Here is a 25,088-nt window from a genome sequence, read left to right as displayed (position 1 = left end):
TTAATTGTTATAATAATTGTAACACCTTTTATCCGTTAAATCAATAGCAGATATTATTATATTTCTATTTCTTACAGATTCCACAGTTCCAAATTACTTGTAGAAACTGCCATTGCCCCCATTGAAAGACACTCTACAACGTCCTTTTTGGTACTGATAAGTCCCCCTGCTATTACAGGTATGTTAACCTTATCTTCAATGGAAGCGATTATCTTACTAGCAATCCCTGGCATAACTTCAATTGCATCAGGCATTTGTTCCTTTACATTTTTAATACCGCTTTTCAGCGAGAAGGAATCAATTATAAATATTCTTTGAATTGAACAAAGTCCAAGCTGCTTTGCGTATTTGATATTTGATGGCTTTGTTGTAATTATCCCAAAGGGAGAAGCCTCCTTTTTTATAAATTGAATACCAAGGAAATCTCCCCTTATTCCTTCCATCATATCTATATGGACAAATACAAACTTTCTATTTTCCTTTAGTTTGTTGCAAATAGACTTCAAATTTAATATATTTCCGTATAATACAAATACAATTTTGGCTTTACTTTCGCAAACATTTTCCAAATCCTCATCATTTCTTATTGCTGCAATTACAGGGTTTTCAATAAAAATCTCTTCTAATCCCTTCAAATCACTCACCCTTTGTTATTACTTATCTTCCCAATCTAATGCTTTGGTAATTGCCTTTCTCCAGCCATTTATAAGTTTTTTTCTTTTTTCATCCTCCATACGGTTTTCAAGCTTTTTATCTACTGACCAATTTTTAAATATCTCATCTTTATCTTTCCAATATCCTACTGCAAGTCCTGCCAGATATGCTGCTCCAAGTGCTGTTGTTTCAATTACCCTGGGTCTATACACTGGAACCTTCAGAATATCAGCCTGAAACTGCATTAAAAAATTATTACTCGATGCCCCGCCATCAACCTTTAATTCTTTAAGATCTATTCCTGAATCCTCTTCCATTGCCTTTAATACGTCCATAGTCTGATATGCCAGTGATTCAAGTGCAGCCCTTATTATATGTTCCTTTTTTGCTCCCCTAGTTAATCCAACAATTGCTCCTCTGGCATACATATCCCAATGTGGTGCACCAAGTCCAACAAAAGCAGGTACCAGGTATACTCCATTTGTGTCCTCTACAGCCTCTGCATATCTTTCGGTTTCAGCTGCATTTTTTATCATTCTCATTTCATCCCTAAGCCATTGAATAGTTGCTCCTGCCATGAAAATGCTTCCTTCAAGAGCATATTCTACTTTTCCATCTACTCCCCAAGCAATTGTTGTGAGGAGCCCCTTCTTAGATTCAACCGCTTTTTCCCCGGTATTCATAAGCATAAAGCAACCTGTTCCATATGTATTTTTAGCCATTCCCTTAGTGTAGCATCCCTGCCCAAAAAGTGCAGCCTGCTGATCCCCTGCTATACCAGCTATTGGAATATCCGCAGTCTGCCCATCAAAACCTGTATATCCATAAATGCAGCTTGATGGTTTAACTTCAGGAAGCATGGATTTAGGAATATCTAGTTCTTTTAAAAGTTCTTCATCCCACTTAAGCTCATGTATATTAAAAAGCATAGTTCTTGAGGCATTTGAATAGTCCGTAACATGAACCTGTCCACCAGTTAGATTCCATACAAGCCATGTGTCTATATTCCCAAACAGAAGTTCTCCATTTTCTGCCTTCTCCCTTGCTCCCTCAACATTATCAAGTATCCATTTTATTTTTGTCGCTGAAAAATATGCATCTATTATCAAACCAGTTTTTTTCTTTACTATCATCTCTAATCCTCTGCTTTTAAGTTCATCACAAATTCCAGAGGTTCTTCTGCACTGCCATACAATGGCATTGTAGATTGGTTTTCCGTTTTTCTTATCCCAAACAACCGTAGTTTCTCTTTGATTTGTAATACCAACAGCAGCAATCTGGTTTGAAGATATACCTGCCTTAGCTATTGCTTCGTTTGCTACGCCTATCTGTGTCCCCCATATCTCCATTGGATCGTGTTCAACCCAACCAACACATGGATAAATCTGGGAAAATTCTTTTTGTGCCACAGAGCATATATTCCCATTGTGATCAAATATTATTGCCCTTGAACTAGTTGTCCCCTGGTCTAAAGATAAAATATACTTTTCCATATTTCCTCCTTTACCCCTTTAAATAACATAAAATAACCTACTTAAATATTCTTCTTGCAAACTATTTTTCCTCTTTTATAATGACAAAAATAGCCCTGAAATAATTTTACTCCAGGACTATTCTAAAAATAACTTATTTATATTTATTTTGTATATAATTTGAAAATGTAACCTTTTTTACCCTTATAGCTAATCTCATACCAATCTCCATGCTGAGATATTACCTTTACCTTTGTTCCATATCTTAATGCACCAATTTTTCTTGCGGTCTTAGCATATGACGCTCTTACATTTAGTCCTTTTTTAGCTGTAATTGAAACTACCTTAGCCATTTCTTTCTTTTCTGATTCTATCTTTGCTGCTGCAGGTTCAGCTGGAGCTACAGGTTCTTCAACTGGTTTATCAATAGTAGTATCCTCTCCGTCAATTAAATAACCAATTTTTTCTACTGAAAGATTTTTTACAGCCTTAATTTCTTTAATTAACGCTTCTCTGATTGGTTCTCCAGTATCAACAACCTCAATTGCAGCCTTGAAATCATATCCATCTCCACCAGTAGCCATAAAATCATTTGTAACTACTGTATAGTATTTATCCATATCAACCTTAGTTCCATCCATCAGTCTCATAGAGGTAATTCTATTTCCAGCCTCAGCATTCTTATTATAGTAAACTTTTACCCCTGAAACTTGAACCCATCCAATACTTTCATTTAAAATACCATTTTCAATTACTTTCTTTAAATCTGAACCCTTAAGCTTCATTTTTACAAGGGTGTTATCAAATGGCATAACCTCATAAAGTTTGCCTACTGTAATTTGTCCCTGAGGAATTGAAGTTCTTAGTCCTCCCCCATTTGTTACAGCTATTTGTACTCCAGCAGATTTCTTCATTACATCACATGTCCATTCACCAAGTATAGAAGGACCTGAAGTCTTATCATGTGTTAATTCCTTATCAGTTGTCCCTATAACTTCACTTAATATTGGTTCAACTTCCTTGGAATATTTATCGTAGATTGCCTTCACTTCAGGATCTGATGTCAGTGTTGTTTGTTTATAAACATCTATTACAGAAGGTTCAACTCCTGTTACCCTTCCAAACTTATCAAGACCTATACTAAGTTTTGCTAAACTTCTTCCATTATAATAGCCTTGCACTATTGCCTTTCCATTTACCCTTCCTGCAACATTCATGTGTGTATGTCCTGATATAACTGCATCTATGTTATTTACATTATTACATAGCTCGGCAGCTTCACCGGTCACTACGCCATTATTTACAGCTGAACCTAAATGTGTAAGTGCTATTGCAACATCAACCTTACCCTCTGGCAACTCGCCATTTTTTAGTTTGTCAGCCCAAAGTTTTGCAACTTCTGATGGATTTTTAAATTCAATATCCTTTACGTTTTCTGGCTTTGTTTTAAAAGCTGTTTCCGGAGTAGCGAGTCCTATAAATCCAATCTTAACTCCATCTACCTCAACAACTTTATAAGGTTTTGCCCAATCAACAGGTTTGCCTGTCTTCTTATCAACTATATTGGCAGCCAAAAAGTCAAAACCTCCATCCTTTGACCATGAAGCTATTTTATCTATGCCCCAATCAAACTCATGATTTCCCACTGCTGAAGCAATAACCCCCAATGACTTTAACATTTCAGAAACCGGTTTACCATAAAGAAGATTGGACATTGCACTACCTTGATATAAATCTCCTGCAGCAACAACTATAGTACTTGGATTAGCTTGCTTTAACTTCTTTATCTCTCCAGCAAGATTTGCTGCTCCTATGTTTTTACCCTCCTGTTTCAAAGCACCATGAAAGTCGTTAAATGATAGAATGTCTATGTATCTTATTGCTGCTTCCTTTCCAGTTTCTAAATCAGCTGAAAAGGCTTTTTGAGGTGAAAAAACTGCAATAAACATAATAAGACTCATAAACAATGAAATTAGTTTTTTACTTTTACTGTTGTTCCCCAATTTAATTCCTCCTAACCTAAATAATTTTATACCCAACAATATTATACCTTATTATGGTACTTTTAAACAGTATTTCTTTTATTGTAATGATAATAATAATTTTACTTATTTTTTTATTTTATACTATTTATGGTATTTTTCTTAGTTATGCGTTATAATGGAGTTGAATATTTTAATTTAAGGAGAAATGTTATGAGAAAGAATGAAAACATAAATAAATTTATTGTTACAACTATTTTATTACCTGTTCTTATCTTATTATACAACTCCTTTAGCATCTTTATTGAGTATTATCTCGGTACATTTACAGTAATGATTTTGTTTATATTCTTTATTTTAAGCATAGGTATTATATGTTATTCTTTTGTTAATATTCTTGTCTACAAAAATTTAAAATTATTCTTCTTAATTTTACTCTGTAGTTTATCACTTGTATTTCTAAAAAATCAAACCCTTCGATCTATAGGGTTAAACTTAGAGTTTAACTTAAATAAGGACAAAAGATTACAAATAATAGAAATGATTAAAAATAACACCTTTGAAGTTGGTGAAACTGATGGATTCATAGATTTACCAAAAGAATTTAAATCCTTATCAAAATATGATGATGGCAAGGTAGTTGTAGATAAAACTTCAGACTACCTTAAGGTATGTTTCTTTACAAGTGGTGGATTATTTAAAAATCATGATGTAGCTGTTTATTTTTCCGCAGATAAGAACTTAAAAAGAACTGGATTTGAAAAATATGTTTATAATGTCAGCAAAAAAACTGACCATTGGTATGTTGGAAAAATGAATATGGAAAAGTAAAAAATTAAGGAGAACATAAGAAGAGTTCTCCTTGATTTTTTATAAAACAACTATTTCCCTTACATCCAATAATTCTGATATATAATCAATAAATTCATATAATTTGCTTTCACATTGTTCTAAACGAATATCCAGGCTTACAGAAGCATTCTCCTCAACCTTTAGTTCTAACCCAGTTATATTGTATTCTCCAAAGCTTAATACATCTGTAATCCTTGTAATCTCTTCTGCTCCATGGTTTAATTTAGCCAGTATTCTTCCATTCATTGTTGACCTCTCCCCTCAGTTGAAATTGTTATTTTTTTAACATTCATGTTATATACTTATGAATTTTTGAATTAATTATAGATTGCATGCAATATTACATTTGATTTTTTATTTGTTTTTTGACATTCACAACATTTGAAATAAGAATTGCTTCTCACCTGAAAATGAAAGGGATTAAATCTAGATTTTTAATAAAAATAAAAACTTTCGTCCCCATAAATATGATTATCTATAAGGACGAAAGTTTAACTTCCGCGGTTCCACCCTATTTGAAGCAATAAAGCTTCCTCTCATTAAGATCAGCATAAAAACTGCTAATCCGTAACCATATATCGCTGGCATGCGTCCTTACTTACTCGGCAAAACCTTTCCGCAGGAAGCTCGGGAGTGGATATATATATTCCGATTAACATCAGCTCACACCATCCGCTGACTCTCTGAAGATAATCAATGAACATTTTCTCTCCGTCATAGCTTTTCTATGGGATTTTTTTCTTATAAAGATTATAATATCCTTTTGTTACATTGTCAAGAAATTTTTATATTTATTAGCTTCTTTATGTGCTTATGCAAAAGTTCCCTAAGAATTCCTTACTTCTGATTATATCTATTCAACAACTATTTTTCCATCCACTAAATGGACTTTTATATTTGAACCCTCTTTAATTTTATTTTCAAGGAATAGTTCAGCGATTTCATCTTCAATATATTTTTGAATTGTTCTTCTCAAAGGTCTCGCTCCATATTTTTCATCATAACCCTCAGATGCAAGAAAATCCTTGGCTTCCTCAGAGACATCCAATGTCATATTTTTCTCTTTAACCTCATCCCTGACTTCTTTTAACATTAAGTCAACTATTTTTCTGATTTCTTCCTTCGTCAATTGTTTAAATACAATTGTTTCATCAACTCTATTTAAAAACTCTGGTTTAAAAAACTCCTTCAATGCTTCCTTAACCCTTTGCTCAAGTGCAATATAACCCTCCTGAGCAAATCCCATTCCCGATGATTTAAAGTTGGTACCTGCATTTGAAGTCATTATTATTACTGTATTTTCAAAAAATGTTGTTCTTCCCTGACTGTCAGTGAGCCTACCATCCTCAAGTATTTGAAGGAGCATATTAAATACATCTGGATGAGCCTTTTCAATTTCATCCAATAAAATAACTGAGTAAGGTCTTCTTCTTACTTTTTCCGTAAGCTGACCACCTTCATCATAACCTACATATCCTGGAGGAGCCCCAATTAACTTTGATACTGTATGTTTTTCCATATATTCAGACATATCGATACGTATTAAGGCTTCTTCACTGCCAAAAAGTTCTGATGCCAATGCTTTTACCAGTTCAGTCTTTCCAACACCAGTTGGACCTACAAATATAAAGGATGAGGGTTTTCTCTTCCTCCTAAAACCTGAACGATTTCTCCTTATTGCCCTTGAAAGACTTGTGATTGCCTCATGCTGTCCAACTACCCTTCGATGAAGTCTATTCTCAAGGTTTAAAAGTTTTTCTGCTTCACCTTCTGTTATCTTTTGAACAGGAATTCTTGTCCATGCTTCTATAACATAAGCTATATCCTCAATGGTTATTTTTACATCACTACATTCTTTCTCGATAGCTTTTATTTTATCCTCAATTTTAAATTCTTTCATCCTGCAATCTGCTACTTTTTCGTAATCGTTTTTGTCTGCTGCAATCTGTATCTCCTCTTGTAAGATTGCTAATTCCTCCTTCAAGGATTTCAATTCAACAAGACCTTGATTTTTCAAATTGGCTCTTGAACCTGCCTCATCAATTACATCTATAGCTTTATCAGGTAAAAACCTATCTGTGATATATCTTTCTGAGAGATTAACAGCGGCTTCTATTACTTCATCGGATATCTTTACCATATGATAGTCTTCGTAATAATTCTTTATTCCCTTCAGGATTTCAATTGTTTCCTCAACAGTTGGTTCTTCAACAAAAACAGGTTGAAACCTTCTTTCTAAAGCAGAATCCTTCTCTATGTGTTTTCTATACTCCTCTAAGGTTGTTGCACCTATTACCTGAATTTCCCCTCTAGCCAAAGCAGGTTTTAAAATATTGGCTGCATTCATTGCACCCCCTTGAACCTCTCCAGCACCCATTATGTTGTGAACTTCATCTATTACGAGAATCACATTTCCATTTTCTTTAGCTTCTTCTATTATTGACTTCATCCTACCTTCAAACTGTCCCCTGAATTGAGTTCCTGCAACTATTGCCGTAAGATCTAAAAGATAAATCTCTGCATCATAAAGTTTTGCTGGAACCTGTTTTTCAACAATTCTAACAGCTAGCCCCTCAGCAATTGCAGTTTTTCCAACACCAGGCTCTCCTATTAAAATTGGATTATTCTTTGTTCTCCTGTTTAATATTTGAACAACCCTGTCAATCTCTCTGTTTCTGCCTATTATTTTATCAACCTTGTTATTCTTTGCCTTTTCAGTTAAGTTTGTTCCGTAGGTATCCAGAAATTTTTTCTTCTTTCCAAACCATGAAGACTTTGATTTAGTATCTGAATTTTCTTTTACATTCTGTGTATTTGTTTTTTCTTCCCTTTTATTTTCAGGATCTTTTGAGGATGGAAAAATGCCCCCAAGTAATCCTGAAAAAAGATTATTATTATTATTTAGTTCATCAACATCCATATTTTCAAAAAGCTCACTCATTTGCTCTGATAAATTCTCAATTTCATCTTGAGTTATTCCGCTCTGCTCCATAAGCTGATCAATTACAGGTATATTTAATTTCTTTGCACATTCTAAACATAAACCAACCATTTCAGTTTTTCCATTCACAATTTTAGACGTATAAACTACAGCTATGTTTTTATTACAGACAGCACATAATTTCATATCTATCATCTCCAATTTATAAGAAAATTTCTTATGTTGTTATTACAGTATATCATATTTTTGTTAGAATTGTTTTATTTTTAAACTTGTTTAAATTAATTTTAAAAAACATACTGTTTACATCCTGAAAATCAATAATATTCTATGCAAAACACCCCCGGGATGTCCCAGGGGTGAATATTAAACATTTGGAAGATTAATTCCATAAAAGATTTCGCTCATTTCTTTATCCAATCTTTTGATAATATCTTCTTTTTGTTCCTTTGTAAGGTCTTCTTCTTTAATCTCAAATAAATAGTTATCAAGATTTATATCCCTTACCTTCATTTTTGTATGGAATATGTTTGATTGATAAATATTCATGTCAATTAAATTATATCTGTCAATGGTCTGTTGAGCTATAAAGTTTTGTATTGATGTAATCTCATGATCAATATAGTGCTTAGCACCATTTACATCCCTTGTAAACCCTCTGACTCTATAATCAATAGTTATTATGTCAGAATCAAAGCTGTCAATTAAATAATTTAAAGCATTAAGTGGCGAAATCGTTCCGCAAGTAGAGACATCAATGTCAACCCTGAAGGTACTTATATCATTTTGAGGGTGACTCTCTGGATAGGTATGCACTGTTACGTGACTCTTATCTAAATGTCCTACAATATTTTCACGAGTTGGAGTTAGTATTCCTCTGTTACATGATGGATCTAATACATATAAAGGAACCTCTTCCTCTGAAATAAGTAAGGTAACACTAGCTCCCTGTGGATCATAATCCTGTTTTGCAACGTTTAAAACACATGCGCCTATCATTTCAGTTACATTGGTTAAAATCTTTGTAAGTCTGTCTGAATTATATTGTTCATCAATATATTCAATATATTTTTTACGATCTTCCTCTGTCTTTGTATAACAGATATCGTAAATATTAAAACTCAATGTTTTTGTTAAGTTGTTAAATCCATATAGTTTTAGCTTATTATTTACTAACTTTGCCAACTCCATTCCTCATTTCTAATATATTTTCATTAAAAATTATATAACTTATAGATTAATTGTCAATATTATTTTTCAAACTTGACTTCAAGGTTTATATGAAATTACAAAATCCAAAATCTTCATTAAAAATTATCCAGTTTCGCCATTAACTGTATTCTATATGAACTTTTGAACCCTCTCCACCCTGCTTAGCAGGATGAACTAAAAGTTTTACTGGAACCCTGTTTTTCAACTCTTCTACATGGCTTATAATTCCTACAGATAACCTATCACTATGAAGCCTTTCCAAGGAGGTCATAACTGTATCTAAAAGCTCTGCATCAAGGGTTCCGAATCCTTCATCTAAAAAGAAAAACTCTAAAGGTGCATTTCCTCTCAGCTGTATCTGGATGATAAAGCAAGTGCTAAGGAAAGGGATGTTAAAAAAATTTCCCCTCCAGATAATGTATCTGTTGCCCTCCTTGTTCCCCCGTTAAAATCATCTCTCATAATGAAATTTCCTGAAACATCTAACTCTAATGCATATCGACCCTTAGTTATGTCCTTTAATCTTTTTGATGCTTCCATTGCTATATACTTCAACTGACTTAATGCTACAAAGGCAACAAATTTATTTCCCTGAACAAGTTTGTCTATATCCTCCAGCTGCTCCAAAACCTTTGACACTTCATTCCTTTGCTTAATAAGATCATTCACTATCTTAAGGCTGTTCTCTATTTCCTTTAACTGCTGTTTTACCGCTCCTATTTCCATAGTCTTTACATCAAGGATGCTTGATATCTCGTTAACTCTTAATTTAATATCCTCCCATTCATCTTTACTAGTAAGTTTTCCATTTAAGGCAGTATTAATTCTATTAATATTTTCATTAACAGATAGGTATTGATTATCAAAATCTTTTATTATTAGTTCTATCTCTTTTATTTCTTCTCTTGTTTTATAACAACTCTCTACATCTAATATACTGGTAAATTCATTTTCCTTCAATGAGATTTCAAGCTTTTGCTGCTGTTCTTCTAAAATTTTCATTAGAATTGATAGATTTTCTAATAACCCTGCATATCTCTCGTTGATATTCTTATATTCAAAATTTACTTCATCCAACTTGTTCTTAAATTCCACTTCAGTTCTATTAATTGATTCTATTTGTTCTTTAACTTCAGCAATGTATTCAGCTGGAATCCTGCCTTCAGATAAATCTTTTATCTTATCCATCTGAATTTCTATCACCTGCTTTTTTTCTTTTCCTCTCTCTTCAATTTTACCAAGTGCTATGCTTAGTTCTGTGCCCTTTTTTTCTAATAATTCCTTCTCTTTTTCTATCTTTTCCTGTTCTTTTCTTAATAGTTCTCCTTCCTCATTTAGAATTTTTATTTCCTTTTCATTATTTGTTAATTCATCAAGCTTAACCTTTATATCCTCTATCCCTAACTGTAGTTTTAAATCTTCAAGTTGATTATTTCTTATTTCAAAATCTTTCGTAATTATTTCCGTCTCACTCTTTAATATATTAAGCTGAAGTGCATCATTCTTAATACCTTCACTGATTCGTGCTTCTTCCTTTTCCTGCTCTGCCTTTTCTTCTTTTAATTTGATGATGATATTTTCTATTTCTTCTTTGTCTTTATTCCATTTTTCAAGACTTTCCCTTAACTGGTTGAAATTATTTTCTTCTTCAAGTAGCTGATTCTGAAGGAATTGAATATCTATATTAGTAAGTTTATCATTAAATATCTCAATGTCCTTTTTTAATTCATCTTCCTTTGCTTTGTATTGTAAACATTCACTCTGTAATTTTATTAGTTTTAACTCTAGTTCTTTTATTTCTTTTAATAATATGTTTTCTGTATTTTTTTTCTCATTTATAAGACTTTCATCAACACCAGCCGCTGGCATAGGATGTTCCTTAGAGCCACATAGAGGACATGGATTTCCTTCCTTTAGTTCCACTGACAACATTCCTGCAAGATTCTCAACTCTAAGTTTTTCTATTTCATTTTTTAATGCTTCATATTCATTTCCCTTACTAGTAATATCTTCTTTTATTTTGAACAACATTTTTTCATATTCATTTTTTTCTTCACATACAGATTTTAGCTGCGTTTCTATGTCCCTTTTCCTGGCTACATTTTCTACACATTCCTTCAGATTTAGCCTCAACTTCTCAATATATTTATGTTTTTCAAAAATTATTTCATTATTTCCTGGGCAATTCTCCAGCAATACCCTCTGTTTTTCTTCATTTTCTCTTAATTTTTTTGATATTTCACCTATTTTAAGTAATAGCTTGTTATGACTGATTTTTTTTAGCTCTATATCATTAGATAATTGATTAATTTTACTGATTCTATCTGATTTGTCATTAGCTAGCTTAATACATTCCTTTTCTATATCATAAGCGTATAAAAGCCTTTGTCTGAAATCTGGATTGAAGTTAATGTTTTTTACTCTATCATCGATTTCCTTTAATCTATCTGTTTTCTTTTCTTTTAAACTATTTAAATCTTGAATTTTTCTGCTTACACTCTGAAATTCACCATTAGTTTTTCTATATTCTTCTGCTAAAAGCTCCCTTTCAGCCTTTACCTTTTTCAATTCTTCTTCCATGATAATTGCCTGTTGCAGTTTTGTTGATTTTTCTATTAATAAAGGTAATTCCTTTTCCTTTCTATCGTATGCTGCTTTGTACTGCGACTCTATATCCATCTGCTTTTTTTCAATCTGACTTAGTTTCACTTTTAAATTTTCAACTTCAATCGAGCTTTTTTCTATTTTCTTCTTTGTTTCTTTGATATTTTCTATATGAGGCATAACTTCAAGTGCTCTTTGTGCATTCTTTAATGAAATCCTTTTTCCCTTTATCTCCTCTAACATCATGTCTAGTTCTTTTTTCTTTTCCTTGTAACTTTCTAACTCCTGCTGCTTTTCCCAAATTTTCTGGAGATTTTGGAACTCAATGTCAAGTTTTTGTTTTTCTTCCCTAATATATTTTTCTTCTTTAGATAGCTCAGTAAGTTTATTTTTTAATTCAAGATAAAATTCATCATTTACACCATTAAATCTGCTTAACTGTCCCTCTATGTTTTGGAGAACAATGTTTTTTTCATATTTAGCATTCTTTATTTTCTTTACAAGTTTTACTCCATATTTTTCTAAACCAAAAATTCTTTCAAGCATATTTCTCCTATCTTGTCCAGATAGTTTTAAAAAGTCGTTAAACTTTCCCTGAGGTAAAACTACAGAACGTGTAAAGTCCTCAGATGTTAATCCAATTAACTCTACAACTTTTTTACTGACCTCCGTTGTTTTTTCCGCAATTACCTTAATATCTTCACCATTAACTTCACATAACCTGGCTACCTTCGTTGTATATCCATTTTTCTTGATGTCCTTTTTAATACTTCTGTCAATTATATATTTTTTTCTTCCATTTCCACATCCTATTTCAAATTCATAGGTTATATTTGCAGTATCACATTGTGTGTTTATAAATTCACTTGTATTCCTTGGAATTTCTCCATACATCGCCATTGTTATTGCATCAAGAATTGTAGATTTACCACTGCCAGTGGGTCCAAATATTCCAAATAGTCCTCTCTCTGTCAGCTTTGAAAAATCAATCTCCTGAGGTTCAATAAAACTATTAAACCCTGATAATTTAAGCCTCACAGGTTTCAAAGTCTTCACCCTCTTCCTCAACTATCTTTAGAAAAAGCTCCATAAGTTCTTCTGTTGGTTCAAGTCCTCTTGAAGATACATAAAACTCTTTAAAAAGTTCTTCCATAGATTTTTCTTTTAAATCATTATAAATTTCATCTTTTTCATCTTTACCAGATATTATTGGTCTAATCTCAATAATATCCGGTATCAATTCCTTCATCAATTTTATCTCTGATTGCAGTAACACCCTATCTGTCTTTATTTCAAAATATGCCCACAGGTTTCTTCCACTGTTTTCTTTACATTTATCAATAGCATCCTCAATACTTTCACACCTGAAGACTTCTATTGGTTTATAATTTTTAAAATATATTTCTCTCACCTGTGCTTCACTGCCTGGTTTTACATCAACTATATAAGCACCTTTGCTGTAATTTATTTCACTTTTGCTGTATTGAAGTGGTGAACCTGAATAATATGCCTTGACCCTAGATGAAACCTTCTGTTGTTTATGCAAATGCCCCAAGGCAATGTATTGAGCATTTTGTGGAAGGTGATATTCCTCAACTGCAAGGCTTCCTCCAAGCTGTATCGGTCTTTCTGAATCAGATGTTTCTCCTCCAAGAATAAATATATGTGAAACAGCTAAGTTGATTGTATCCTGTCTATATTTTAAAGATAAGTTTTTAAAAATTTCTCCTATTCTTTCTGAATAACTTTTTTGCCTGATTTCCTCATCTAATTCCTGTGTGAAAATTTCATTTAATCTTTTCTCGCTTGGATAAGGTAATGTAATTATTATCGTTCTTTCACCCTTTATATCAAGCTCTATAAATCCTTCTCCTGAATCAATTATTTCAAATCCCCTATACTTACCTGCCTCAGCTGTATTTTTGGGAGTTCCAAGTATTATTACTCCATGTTCATAGGCCAGAGGACTAGCTGCTGACAACCCCTCTGGGTTATCATGATTTCCTGCTATAACAAGAATAACCCTTTGACCATTGTTTGACAGTTTTTTCAGGGTACTGTAGAAAAGCTTTTCTGCCTTGGCAGGTGGATTGCCATTATCATATATATCTCCAGCAATTATTACTAAATCCACTTCTTCTTTCTCTGCAATTTTAATAAAATCTTCAAGAAACTCCTCCTGTTCTTCAAGCCTCGAAAAACCTTCTAAATTTTTTCCAAGATGCCAATCTGAAGTATGTAAAATTCTCATTTCCCCACCCCTTTTTATCCTTAAATTTAACTAAACTTTTTCCTATATCCACATTTTCTACAAAGCTCTTCAACAACTTCACGTCTTGAGAAGCCATCAAATAACTTCCTTGCCCTTTCTCCTTCTATAATATCAGAAAAAGGTTTTTCATGTATGTTTCCAAGATTTATAATTCCATCTCCATCAAGACAACATGGTATGACTGTTCCATCAACAAGAATAGCTGCTTGATTTCTTAAAGCATAACAAAAACCTTTACTAAAATCTTCTTCTGAATCTAAACTCGGCCAATCAAACTCTGCACCTTGATTTAAATAGATTCTGTCAATCAGCTTAATCCCTCTGTCTTGTGGAATTCTTTCCTCAATTCCAAATTCTATATCGAAGGCACATTTAAGTTTATCTATGATATCCTGATTTTTCTTCTGAATTAAATTGATATTATTATCCTCATGTAAATTCCAAAGTCTGAATGCAATTAACATATTTGTTTTTTCAATTGCTTCTTTTGTAAAGGATATTATATTTTCAACATATTCTTCCTTTAATGTCTCATCTCCCTGAAAACTATGTAGTGAAAAATTAATTTGTCTCAATGCAGGCTTATTTAAAAGCTTATTTTTTACATCATTAATTAGTGTTCCATTTGTGGTTATATTCACCTTAAACCCTTTGTCATAACATAAGTCTAAAAATTTATCCAGTTCTGGATGTAGCAGTGGTTCTCCCTTGACATGAAAATATATAAATTTTGTATGATGTTTTATTTGTTCTAAAATCTTGTTAAATGTTTCTAAAGTCATAAATTCTGGTTCTCTGTTTGTTTTAGTACAAAAACTGCAGGATAAATTACAAACATTAGTAATTTCAACGTATATTTTCTTCAGTTTTTTCATTTCATTTACCTCGTAAATTATTTGATTTTTTATGAAACTATCTTACATTTACTAAGTAATTTTTGCAAGGCTTAAATAAACATAGGGGAGCAGTCATTTCATTGTTAAATCAACTACCCCCCATTATTAAAAATCAGATACTTTTTTTACCCAAATAAGCTTCTTGTATTTTGGAATTTGATGCAATTTCCTTTGCCTCTCCCTGAAGTACAATTTTACCCTGTTCTAAAACATAAGCTCTGTCAGCTATTGAAAGTGCTTTATATGCATTTTGTTCAACTAGAAGAATGGTTTTCCCCATCTCTTTTATGTCAAGTATTATGTCGAATATTCTTTGTACTATCATTGGAGCCAGTCCCAATGAAGGCTCATCTAAAAGAATTATTTCCGGATTACTCATCAATCCTCTTCCCATGGCAAGCATTTGTTGTTCTCCTCCAGAAAGTGTTCCCCCAATTTGTTTTTCTCTCTCCTTTAACCTTGGGAAGATGGAATATACTTTTTCTAAATCCTCTAAAATTCCCTTTTTATCTTTCCTTAAATATGCCCCCAACATCAGATTATCTCTTACTGTTAGATTTACAAATACCAGCCTTCCCTCTGGAACTTGACAAATTCCTTTTTTAACAACCCTATACGGATTTTGTATTAATTTTTCCCCCTTATATATTATTTCACCCTCCTTGGGTTTTATAAATCCAGAAATAGTATTAAGAAGTGTAGATTTACCCGCCCCATTAGATCCAATAATCGTTACTATTTCTCCAGGATTCACACTAACAGAAACCCCTTTTAACGCATGAATTCCACCGTAATACACATGCAGATTATTTATTTTCAGCATTCTATCACTCTCCTCCAAGGTATGCTTCTTTTACTAAAGGATTATTTTGTACCTCAAAAGGACTTCCTTCGGCTAATTTACAGCCAAAATTCAAGACTACTATGTTATCGCAGACACCCATAACTAAATCCATATGGTGCTCAATTAGTAGCACAGTTAAATCAAACCTGTCCCTGATTTCCATTATGAGCTCCATCAGTTTCTCGGTCTCATCTGGATTCATTCCTGCAGCAGGCTCATCTAACAATAACAATTTAGGATTAGAAGCAAGAGCCCTTGCTATTTCAAGCCTTCTTTGTAGACCATATGGAAGATTATTGGCAATGAAATTTCTTCTATCGGAAAGACCCATTATTTCCATTAACTCCTCTGCCTGATGCTTAAGCATCTTTTCTTCTTTATAAAATCTCGTCTTTTTATTTAAAAACACAGGTAATCCTCCAAATAAAATTGATTCACCAAGTGAATATGCAGCATTGTTATGACATGCAGTCAAAATATTTTCAAAAACAGTAAGCTTTTTAAATAACCTGATATTTTGAAATGTCCTTGTTATTCCGTATTGGGCGATTTTATATGTATCTTTATTTTCTATATTTATTTCATTAAAAATTATATTGCCTGAAGTAACCTTGTAGACACCAGTAATCAAATTAAATATTGTTGTTTTACCTGCTCCATTTGGTCCTATCAAGCCTGTTATCTCATTTTTCTCAATAGAAAAACTAACATCATTTACCGCCGTAAGTCCCCCAAAGGCTTTAGTAAGGTTATTTACTTCCAGTAATGCCATCAAACTCTCCCCCCATCTTAAGTTTACTAATTTTTCGAAGGTTTTCTCAGTAAATTCTTTATTGCACTAAAACTTAATTCTTTACCACCCATTAATCCCTCTGGTCTTGCTATCATTATAAATACCACTGCTGCACCATATACTACTAATCTCCAATTAGCAAAACTTCTCAATATTTCAGGTAACGCAACAAGAACGATTGCACCTGCAACACTTCCTGTAATACTTCCTAATCCTCCAAAAATTACAATAATTGTTAATTCGGTAGATCTTACTAAACTAAAAATCTTGGGTTGAAGAAAACCTAGATATGTTCCTAGCAGTCCTCCACCAACTCCTGCATAAAAAGCACTTATCATTAGTGATGTCATCTTGTATTTAAATAAGCTTATTCCAACAACCTGTGATGCTAATTCCTCTTCTCTAACTGCAATCATGTTTCTACCGTGTCTGGAATAGATAACATTTCTTATTATTAAAATAGCTATGATATCTATAACTACAACAGTTATAAAATTTGTTTTTAGAGGTAACCCCGGCCATCCTCTTGCTCCTCCAAAGTATTGTACATTTTCTAGAATAAGTCTTATTGCCTCACCAAAACCTAAAGTTGCAATACAAAAATAATCTCCCTTTAATTTTAGAGTTAGCTTTCCTATTAAATAGCTTACAAATGAAGCTGTAAATCCACCTATTAGCAGCGAAGGTATAAAGGGTATTTTAAGTTTAGTCATCATAACTGCTGTTGTATATCCTCCTATTGCCATAAACCCTGCATGTCCAAATGAAAACAGCCCTGTAAACCCTGTAAGTAAAGATAAACCTAGTACTGGAAGCATATATATTCCAGCAAGCGTTAATATTCCCTTAAGATAATACCAGCTTAAATCCATATTACTCCCTCCCCCTCCTATGCCTTATCCTCAGTTACCTTACCCATAAGTCCCATAGGCCTTATAACTAAGACTAATATTAAAAGTGCAAAGGCAATTAAATCTCTGTACTGTGATGATATATATCCTGAAGTAATAGTTTCAATTACTCCAAGTAATATGGAACCTATAACTGCACCCTGAACACTGCCTAATCCTCCAAATACAGCTGCAATAAATGATTTCAAAGTGATGTTTCCTATCTGGGGATAAACCGTGTACTTCATTCCAAAGAGTACTCCAGCAATGCCTGCTAATACCCCTCCCACAGCAAAAATTAATATTATTATTCTGTCTGTATTTATTCCCATAAGGCACTGCCTTTCATATTAAAGGCTGTTGCCTGAATCGCCTTTCCTGTCTTTGTAAAATCGATTAAATATATCAAAGCTGCAACACAAAACATAGATATTAAAAACATTGTTAGATCTATTCTGCCAATTGCCATCTTTCCTAATCTAATTGGTTCTAATGAAAAAACCTTAGGATATGTTCTAAAGGTTGGTCCTATTGTTGCAATGACTATGTTTTCTAAGAAAATAGATACTCCCATTGCTGATATAATGAAATATAAAAATGGTGCCTTACGATTTCGCAGTGGCTTGTACGCAATTCTTTCAACAATAACTGCAAGTATTCCAGTACAAATACCTGATATTAAAAATGCTGGAATAAAGGATAGCTTATACAATGTCATAAAGAAAAAACCAAAATAAGCACCAAACATTATTACGCCACCATGGGCAAAATTAGAAAAATTCATAATACTATATACCAAAGAATATCCCACAGCCATCAAGGCATATACACTTCCAATAGATAAACCATTTATCAGCTGTTGTAAAAAGTTAGTCATTTTTCTACCTCCCATTCATTTAAAATAGATAATTAGGGGGAATACTCCCCCTTTGTTATTGAACTCTATATTTTTGCTGGAATATATACTTACCATTTTCTATCTTAATTATAGCTGCATCCTTATTTTCAGGATTATGTGTGTCTTTTCCTATTACTATTAGCCCTGTTATTCCCTTAATGTTTGTAGTTTCCAATGCTTCTTTTATCTTTTCAGTATCAAAGCTATTAGCTCTCTTAATAGCATCTGCTAACATTAAACTTGCATCATATGCAAGGAATGCATTGAGTTCTGGCTCCTTGCCTACCTTATTTTTATATTTTGTTTTAAAATCCTTTACTTCTGGATCATCAAAATCAAGATGATTTACAAAAAATGAACCCTCAACAGCATCCTTTGCCATTGATAAAAGCTGCTCTGATGGCCATCCGTCACCGCCCATAAAGGTTGCTTTAATACCAAGCTCCCTTGCCTGCTTTGTGGTCAGGGCTACCTCTTTAAAGAAATATGGCAGGAATACTATATCTGGATTAGCTGCTTTGATTTTAGTAAGCTGTGGTCTAAAGTCTACATCACCACTCTTAAAGCCTTCCTTCGCCACAATATTGCCGCCTTTTTTCTTAAATGTTTCTTCAAAATACTGAGTGAGCCCCTGTGAATAATCATCACCAACATCGTAAAGTACGGCAGCTGTTTTTGCCTTTAATACGTCTATTGCAAAACCAGCAGCAACTGCACCTTGATATGGGTCTATAAAGCAAACCCTGAAGTTATAGGGTTTAACCTTCCCATCAACTACAGTAACCTTTGGATTTGTTGCAACTGTTGCTATATCTGGAACCTTCATTTCTTCCAAAACTGATGATATTGGTATAGCCTGGCCGCTGGCATTAGGTCCAATTATTCCTATAACTTTATCCTGTCCTGTAAGTCTTTTAACTGCATTTACAGCTTCAGTTCCGTCTCCTCTAGTATCATAAGTTATAACCTCAACCTTTTTACCTAAAAGGCCTCCATTATTATTTATATCTTCAAAGAACATCTTTACTGCCTGTGATTCAGATTGACCCCATACAGCCTGATCTCCAGAAAGTGAACCTATCCATCCAATTTTTACAGTTTCACCTGTTGAAGAATTTTTATTATCTTTGCCGCACCCTGAAAGAGCAAATGATACAGTCATTAGCAAACATAACAAACATACTAAAAGTCTTTTTTTCATAATTATCTATCCCCCTTAGCATTTTTTATGTTAAATACTATGATGAATCTCTGAAATTTATTTGTAATTTTTGTTAATAATTTGATTTATAGTGAAAAGGAACAGTTAGTTGATGCCTAAATTGAGCATCTACGACTGTTCCATAATTTTAAACATTCATAATCCAGATAAAATAATTCAAAATTCCGGCAAAGGTAAGCCAAATTAGATAAGGAAGCATCAGAAGTCCAGCCTTTTTATCGATTTTATAGAAATTAATTGATGTAAAGGCAACTAATACCCAAAGCACTAGTAGCAAAAAGAATGCACTTCCGTAATTTCCTTGTTTAAAAAATACAAAGGGCCATATGAAATTAATAACAAGCTGTATGGCATAAAGCCATAAAGCATATGCTGCCTGGCTATTATATCTTTTCATCCTCCATATTCTATAACTCGCCACCCCCATAAGAATATATAATAAAGTCCAAACGACGCTGAAAACCCAACCTGGAGGTGTAAACCCTGGTTTTAAATAATCTACCTTTGAATAGGCCATTGATAAATATCCAACTAAAAGACCTCCTATTAAAGGTATTGCCACAGCTGTAACAACCTTCTTTGCTTCTCTTAAATTAATAACCTTAATTATTTTTGACATTCTTTCACTCCTTACAATGTATATGTAATACTTTTATGAGACAAACTCCTTTAATATGATAAAAATGTTTTCCCTATCCCTCATATGTTAGATATACCTTTAAATAACTTATTCGGTAAATTCTTTTTATTTAATTTTTGTAAAATTATGATATTATAATATATTGGAGATAAATTATGTTTTTATTTAATTTAATTGTTTTTTAAATTATAATATTTATAGAGTAAATTGCTTAATGAAATTAGCATAAAATTATAGCAATTTAAGGAGGAACATCAATGGAAGTCGCAGGAAAGTTTTTAGAACAATACTCTAAAGAAAGGGATTATTATGAAAGGGCAGCAAAGCTTTGTGCTGAAATTTGCGAAAACGAATTTGAGCGTTCAGGTATAAGGGCTATCGTAACATTCAGAGCTAAACGCCCTGACAAACTTAAGGAAAAGGTAATAAAAAGAAGTGAGAAAAAGGACTATAAAGATATTGTGGATATTTATAATGATATTGTGGATCTGGCAGGAGTACGAATAGCATTATACTTTCCAGGCGACCTTGAAACAATTGATAAATTTATTAGAACAAATTTTAACATAAAATCAATAAGACAGTTCCCTGAAGCAGGAAATGACTCTTATAGTAAAAAAGAATACATTAAATATAAAAAAGTATTCTCAGGATATCATGCAACCCATTATAGGGTGACCTTAAAACCAGAAAACTGTACCGATGGAGATGTTAAATACTGTGATGCAACAATAGAAATACAAGTGGCATCAGTCCTTATGCATGCCTGGGCTGAAGTAGAACATGATTTAGTATACAAACCGTCAAGTGGGGAAATTTCTAGATGAATACGAGATACTTGATGAGCTCAATGGTCTTATTTTATCTGGAGAAATGGCACTTAGAAGGCTGCAGAAAGCGGTTAAAGAAAGGGTATCAAAACAGGAGGAAGCCTTTTCTAATCACTATGAATTAGCTGCTTTTCTTTATGATAAAGTATCCTCTAAAACAAATAACACTGATGAGATTATAATGGGAAGAGCTGACATGCTTTTTAAATTCCTGAAATATTCTAATTTAAACAAACCTCAGACACTTAATAAATATATAAACGAAATAGAATTTCACTTAGAAAAGGATACTGTTGTTGATGAGATAATAGATAAAATACTTGAAAATGACATTTCTCTTTTCAAAGTTTTTCTTAAAGCCAAAAGTGAAATGACAACAAGAAATCCATATAGCGATACTATGGAAGAAACTTTGGGATACGAAAATAAAAAAGCCCTTGGATATTTCATAGATAACTGGCTTGCCTTTCAATCCGTTATTAGAAGCTATATTAAAAAATTTCATCCTGAAATAGGGGATAATGTACTTATCACTCCAAAGCTTCTTATGAATTTATTTAATGATGAGGATATAGTAAATAGAGCAAAGATTATACAAAATCTTCGCATTGAAATTGTTCATGGTTTGAAACTTCCTGATGAAAAACATATTGCAGAAGCAATAAAAGCAATAGAGGATATTATGAGCATACTTTATTCAAAATTCAGCAAAGAAGAAATAGAAGAATTGAGAAATAAATTTAAAGAAATATGCTTAAATCTATAAAAGAGCAGTGGCATTAGCATTTTTTAGTTGCTAATGCCACTGCTCTTTTTACATATTATCAACAATATTCCTAATCCATTTTTTTTGAAACAATTCGTGGGATTCTTACTATATTCAATAAAAAATATTTATTAAGATTTTTGTTTGAAATATTTTCCTTATTAAACTTTTATAGTATTATATATTTAAATAATTTTCAGGTGGTGAGGAGATGTTAAATGTAAATTTTAGTGAACCCTATGACAATTACGATAATACAGTAACGAAATATGATATTGATGTACTCAACAACTTTCTTGAAAAAGCTAAAATCACAAGTTCATCAAAAATTTTGGATATTGGTTGTGGTACTGGCAATTATGCAATTGAGATTAAAAAAATAACGAATTGTGAAACCTATGGTCTTGATATTTCCGAAGCAGTGATATCTAAAGCTTTAGAAAAAGATAAAACTGTTAATTGGATCCTCTGTGATGCACTTCATACTCCCTTTGAAAATAATTTTTTTGATTTTATTTACATGACAGATGTGATTCACCATATTTTAAATATTGATAAATTATTTATTGAAATAAATAGAATACTTAAAAACAAGGGTAAAATTTGCATAAATACCCAATCCCACAGACAAATTGATCTTAGATTCAATTCAGAATTTTTTCCTGAATCGGCAATACTTGATAAAATGAGATATCCCGATGTTGAAAAGATTATTCTCACAGCACAAAGATATGGTCTCAGTTTTATCAAAGAAGACATAATAGGACAAGATAATGAAATTATACTAGACAGCAAATATCTAGATTCAGTTGAAAAAAGGCAGTATCCTATGTTCCATCTAATATCGGATAAATGTTATCATTACGGAATTGCTGAAATAAGAACCCAGCTTTTAAATGGACCTATAATTAGAAAAACTTCTGGTACAACTTCTATATGGTTTACAAAATAAAATTTTTATAATTAATAGCTAAACAATTGTATTTCAAAAGGCTCATTATCATATAAAAATCCCATAATTCTGTAATATCAGACTTAATAATTCCAATGGATGACAATAAGCTGACAGTACAGAATATGGGATTTTTTAAACCTTAAGCGGCTTCAATTTCAAAAATCTCATTAGACTTATTTTCAAAACTAAGCTTCAATAATATTGGAGTAACAATAGTTGTTATAACTACTACCATTAAAGTAGGTATAAATAATGACTTTGGTATTATACCATTTTGCATACCAAGTGTAGTTGTTATTAAAGCAACCTCTCCCCTTGAAACCATTCCAACGGCAATTTGAAGTGATTCCCTTTTATTAAAGCCAAAGATTTTAGCTCCTATGCCACATCCTATTATTTTACTAAAAAAAGCCGTTGCTACCATAACCAAGGTAAATAAAATTATTCCTATATTTACAGCTTTAAAATCTGCTATTAATCCAACATGGGCAAAAAATATAGGTGTTAAAAAATATGAAGATATTGCTTCAGCCTTTTTCTCAATTACACTTTTATTCTTAACAGAAGAATGTACAAGCCCGAAAACATATGAACCAGTAATATCTGCAATACCAAGTTCCTCTGAAATCAACGCAAATAATAATGCTCCTGCTATTGCTAATACAATCCATGAACTGCTGTTTTTTCTTTTCTCCGTAAATTTATTAATGACCTTTGGCAGGTAAGCAACAGCTAACACTGAACCTATACAGAAAATAATAACCTTTGCTATTACAACTGCTATTTGCATTGTAGTTCCTGCTGCAACTGCTTTACTTGTGTGGGATGTTTGAAACATTACTAATACAAAGGATATTATTATCAATCCTAAAATGTCATCAATTACTGCAGCACCAATAATATTCATACCTGCCCTGGTATTTAACTTTCCAAGCTCATTTAAAGTCTGTACTGTTATGCTTACACTTGTTGCAGTCAATATAACACCAATGTATAAATTAGTCCAAAAATCACCTGAAAACAGATATGCTGTTCCTATTCCTGTTAATAAAGGAACAATTACTCCACCCACAGCTATAATTGCGGAAGACATACCTGCTTTTTTAAATTCTTCTAAGTTAGTTTCAAGACCTGCTAAAAACATAAGCATAACAACACCTAGTTCAGCTAAAAGCTTAATCTCCTCATTTTCTTTTGCAATTCCTAAAACAGAAGGCCCGATAATTATTCCTGCTATCAGTGCCCCTAAAACCCTTGGCATTTTCATCCTGTTACTTATGGTTCCACCAATTGTTGTTGCAATTAAAATGATAGCAATTTCCAATAACATTTCATGCATAATACCCTACTTCTCCTTTACTGTAATTTTTTATTTAGACATAATAAAAGGGCAGAAAGTCCATGTTCAAATGGACTTCCCACCCTAGAAGCCAAGTTACTTGAAAACGATAAAATATCGTCCAACCGTTAATTCATAATATTCAATTTCAATTTAATTATATCAATTTTTCGATTTTTTTCAATATATTTTGCAATTTTATTTACATGATTTTGCATTTTTCTTAAAATAATCTATTTTTTGTTACTTATTGTATTGTTTAGTAGTTTGTGCAAAACTAAAATAAATAGCTGTAAAAATAAATATTTAACATCTTCATTTTTTCTAATTTAATACGATATCAATTATAGCTATTGAATATTTAAATTGGCTCCACAGTTAATTATAAAAGGGTGATAATTTTGATTAAGGAAAAGCTCATAAAAGTGAATGATGAGTATGTTGTTATGGATTTTGATAAAATCTTTAAATTATATAAAGGCATGATTCATAATCTTTGTAATAAGTGGAAACACATTTTGGAATATGGAGATTTGTTTCAGGTTGCATCCTTTGGTTTACTTAAAGCCTTTAACGATTATGATTTGACCAAGGGCTGTGAGTTTTCCACCTTAGCATACACATATATTAAAAACGAAATAAGAATGTTCTACAGAGAGGCAAAAAAATCCTTTGGCTATATATCCTTAAATGAGCAAATGAGCTCTAATGACAGGGAGGAATATATAAATAATTTAAGAGAAGAGAGCTTTGAGGATTATATTCTTGAAGAAATCTCTAAAAAGCAGGACTTAGATAGAATTTACAAAGGATTCAGGCACTTAACAGAGCGTCAGAAGGATATTTTAACTAAATATTACCTTGATGGCTTATCTATGCCTCAAATTGCAAATCTTTTGGGGTTTCATGTCAGCTATGTGCATAAAGTGATTACCAACTCTTTAACGAAGTTAAGGAGAATATACAATGAAGAAGTCAACAAAAGCTGCAGTTAATTATACCAAAAGGACTGTATTAGATTTATAT

Annotated in this window: 21 protein-coding genes, 2 pseudogenes and 2 other annotated features; of the genes and pseudogenes, 5 read left to right on the top strand and 18 right to left on the bottom strand. The window is 32.3% G+C overall.

The genetic code is table 11. The features are described from left to right. Window positions 1-71 precede the first annotated feature (71 nt). The 3 genes from Q428_RS06090 to Q428_RS06080 all read right to left on the bottom strand — a co-directional run bounded on the left by Q428_RS06090 (window position 72) and on the right by Q428_RS06080 (window position 4,129). Complete coding sequence (locus Q428_RS06090; RefSeq protein ID WP_035379159.1) at window positions 72-635, bottom strand: glycerol-3-phosphate responsive antiterminator; 564 nt, start codon at window positions 633-635, stop codon at window positions 72-74. Window positions 636-653: 18 nt separating this feature from the next. After that, window positions 654-2,147 carry a glycerol kinase GlpK gene (glpK, locus tag Q428_RS06085; RefSeq protein ID WP_035379157.1) on the bottom strand — a complete coding sequence of 498 codons (1,494 nt, stop codon included), beginning with the start codon at window positions 2,145-2,147 and terminating at the stop codon, window positions 654-656. A 143-nt stretch (window positions 2,148-2,290) separates the two neighbouring features. After that, window positions 2,291-4,129 (bottom strand): 5'-nucleotidase C-terminal domain-containing protein, encoded by a 1,839-nt coding sequence (locus Q428_RS06080; protein ID WP_051515002.1) that lies wholly within the window; start codon window positions 4,127-4,129, stop codon window positions 2,291-2,293. Window positions 4,130-4,321: 192 nt separating this feature from the next. Here Q428_RS06080 and Q428_RS06075 point away from each other — a divergent pair, with 192 nt between their 5' ends. Next, a complete protein-coding gene (locus Q428_RS06075) occupies window positions 4,322-4,939 on the top strand; it encodes a hypothetical protein (RefSeq protein ID WP_035379156.1) in 618 nt (205 codons plus the stop codon). A gap of 39 nt (window positions 4,940-4,978) precedes the next feature. Here the strand turns inward: Q428_RS06075 and Q428_RS06070 are convergent, their stop codons facing one another. From Q428_RS06070 to Q428_RS06015, 14 genes and pseudogenes are all read right to left on the bottom strand, one after another. Next, on the bottom strand, window positions 4,979-5,206 hold the full coding sequence (locus tag Q428_RS06070; protein WP_035379154.1) for a hypothetical protein: 228 nt from the start codon (window positions 5,204-5,206) through the stop codon (window positions 4,979-4,981). Between the two features lie 230 nt (window positions 5,207-5,436). Next, window positions 5,437-5,687: a binding site (T-box leader), on the bottom strand. A 126-nt stretch (window positions 5,688-5,813) separates the two neighbouring features. Beyond that, window positions 5,814-8,087 carry an ATP-dependent Clp protease ATP-binding subunit gene (locus Q428_RS06065; protein ID WP_035379153.1) on the bottom strand — a complete coding sequence of 758 codons (2,274 nt, stop codon included), beginning with the start codon at window positions 8,085-8,087 and terminating at the stop codon, window positions 5,814-5,816. Window positions 8,088-8,267: 180 nt separating this feature from the next. Then, window positions 8,268-9,092: an adenosylmethionine decarboxylase gene (gene speD, locus Q428_RS06060; RefSeq protein ID WP_035379151.1), complete on the bottom strand. Its 825-nt coding sequence runs from the start codon at window positions 9,090-9,092 to the stop codon at window positions 8,268-8,270. Window positions 9,093-9,231: 139 nt separating this feature from the next. Next, window positions 9,232-9,734, bottom strand: a pseudogene (locus Q428_RS16725) (SbcC/MukB-like Walker B domain-containing protein); the annotation flags it as partial. A gap of 2,298 nt (window positions 9,735-12,032) precedes the next feature. Continuing rightward, a pseudogene (locus Q428_RS16720) lies at window positions 12,033-12,755 on the bottom strand (AAA family ATPase); the annotation flags it as partial. Then, entirely contained in the window at window positions 12,745-13,968 is a 1,224-nt protein-coding gene (locus Q428_RS06050) for an exonuclease SbcCD subunit D (protein WP_035379148.1), read from the bottom strand. The pseudogene Q428_RS16720 and the gene Q428_RS06050, both read right to left, overlap by 11 nt. A gap of 26 nt (window positions 13,969-13,994) precedes the next feature. After that, window positions 13,995-14,864, bottom strand: coding sequence for a radical SAM/SPASM domain-containing protein (locus Q428_RS06045; RefSeq protein WP_035379146.1), 870 nt, complete (start codon window positions 14,862-14,864; stop codon window positions 13,995-13,997). A 133-nt stretch (window positions 14,865-14,997) separates the two neighbouring features. Next, the gene (locus tag Q428_RS06040) at window positions 14,998-15,708 is read right to left on the bottom strand and encodes an ABC transporter ATP-binding protein (protein ID WP_035379144.1); all 711 of its coding nucleotides are present in this window, start codon (window positions 15,706-15,708) and stop codon (window positions 14,998-15,000) included. Window positions 15,709-15,712: 4 nt separating this feature from the next. Continuing rightward, on the bottom strand, window positions 15,713-16,501 hold the full coding sequence (locus tag Q428_RS06035) for an ABC transporter ATP-binding protein (RefSeq protein ID WP_035379142.1): 789 nt from the start codon (window positions 16,499-16,501) through the stop codon (window positions 15,713-15,715). A 26-nt stretch (window positions 16,502-16,527) separates the two neighbouring features. After that, window positions 16,528-17,394, bottom strand: coding sequence for a branched-chain amino acid ABC transporter permease (locus tag Q428_RS06030; RefSeq protein ID WP_035379140.1), 867 nt, complete (start codon window positions 17,392-17,394; stop codon window positions 16,528-16,530). A gap of 17 nt (window positions 17,395-17,411) precedes the next feature. After that, window positions 17,412-17,744 carry a branched-chain amino acid ABC transporter permease gene (locus Q428_RS16325; protein ID WP_278244876.1) on the bottom strand — a complete coding sequence of 111 codons (333 nt, stop codon included), beginning with the start codon at window positions 17,742-17,744 and terminating at the stop codon, window positions 17,412-17,414. After that, a complete protein-coding gene (locus Q428_RS16320) occupies window positions 17,735-18,289 on the bottom strand; it encodes a branched-chain amino acid ABC transporter permease (protein WP_278244875.1) in 555 nt (184 codons plus the stop codon). The genes Q428_RS16325 and Q428_RS16320 overlap by 10 nt, the downstream gene beginning before the upstream one ends. Window positions 18,290-18,344: 55 nt before the next feature. Next, window positions 18,345-19,511, bottom strand: coding sequence for an ABC transporter substrate-binding protein (locus tag Q428_RS06020; protein WP_035379138.1), 1,167 nt, complete (start codon window positions 19,509-19,511; stop codon window positions 18,345-18,347). Window positions 19,512-19,659: 148 nt separating this feature from the next. Next, a complete protein-coding gene (locus Q428_RS06015) occupies window positions 19,660-20,151 on the bottom strand; it encodes a TspO/MBR family protein (protein ID WP_035379136.1) in 492 nt (163 codons plus the stop codon). A gap of 278 nt (window positions 20,152-20,429) precedes the next feature. Here Q428_RS06015 and Q428_RS14450 point away from each other — a divergent pair, with 278 nt between their 5' ends. From Q428_RS14450 to Q428_RS06005, 3 genes are all read left to right on the top strand, one after another. Then, window positions 20,430-20,999: a GTP pyrophosphokinase gene (locus Q428_RS14450; protein ID WP_051515000.1), complete on the top strand. Its 570-nt coding sequence runs from the start codon at window positions 20,430-20,432 to the stop codon at window positions 20,997-20,999. Continuing rightward, the gene (locus Q428_RS14445; RefSeq protein ID WP_051514999.1) at window positions 20,980-21,768 is read left to right on the top strand and encodes a hypothetical protein; all 789 of its coding nucleotides are present in this window, start codon (window positions 20,980-20,982) and stop codon (window positions 21,766-21,768) included. The genes Q428_RS14450 and Q428_RS14445 overlap by 20 nt, the downstream gene beginning before the upstream one ends. 211 nt (window positions 21,769-21,979) lie before the next feature. Next, complete coding sequence (locus Q428_RS06005) at window positions 21,980-22,720, top strand: class I SAM-dependent methyltransferase (RefSeq protein ID WP_035379134.1); 741 nt, start codon at window positions 21,980-21,982, stop codon at window positions 22,718-22,720. A 142-nt stretch (window positions 22,721-22,862) separates the two neighbouring features. Here Q428_RS06005 and Q428_RS06000 read toward each other — a convergent pair whose 3' ends face one another. Continuing rightward, window positions 22,863-24,062, bottom strand: coding sequence for a cation:proton antiporter (locus tag Q428_RS06000; RefSeq protein WP_035379132.1), 1,200 nt, complete (start codon window positions 24,060-24,062; stop codon window positions 22,863-22,865). A 73-nt stretch (window positions 24,063-24,135) separates the two neighbouring features. Further along, window positions 24,136-24,189, bottom strand: a sequence feature (sodium ion sensor (DUF1646 type); this cis-regulatory element may regulate processes involved in with the transportation of sodium ions). A 274-nt stretch (window positions 24,190-24,463) separates the two neighbouring features. On the opposite strand from Q428_RS06000, the gene Q428_RS05995 reads away from it, so the two are divergent. Further along, complete coding sequence (locus Q428_RS05995) at window positions 24,464-25,057, top strand: sigma-70 family RNA polymerase sigma factor (RefSeq protein WP_035379131.1); 594 nt, start codon at window positions 24,464-24,466, stop codon at window positions 25,055-25,057. Window positions 25,058-25,088 lie beyond the last annotated feature (31 nt).

The organism is Fervidicella metallireducens AeB (assembly GCF_000601455.1).
Taxonomy (GTDB): Bacteria; Bacillota; Clostridia; order Clostridiales; family Caloramatoraceae; genus Fervidicella; species Fervidicella metallireducens.
The sequence above is the reverse complement of the archived record's forward strand: the minus strand, read 5'-3'. Positions and strand labels throughout refer to the sequence as shown.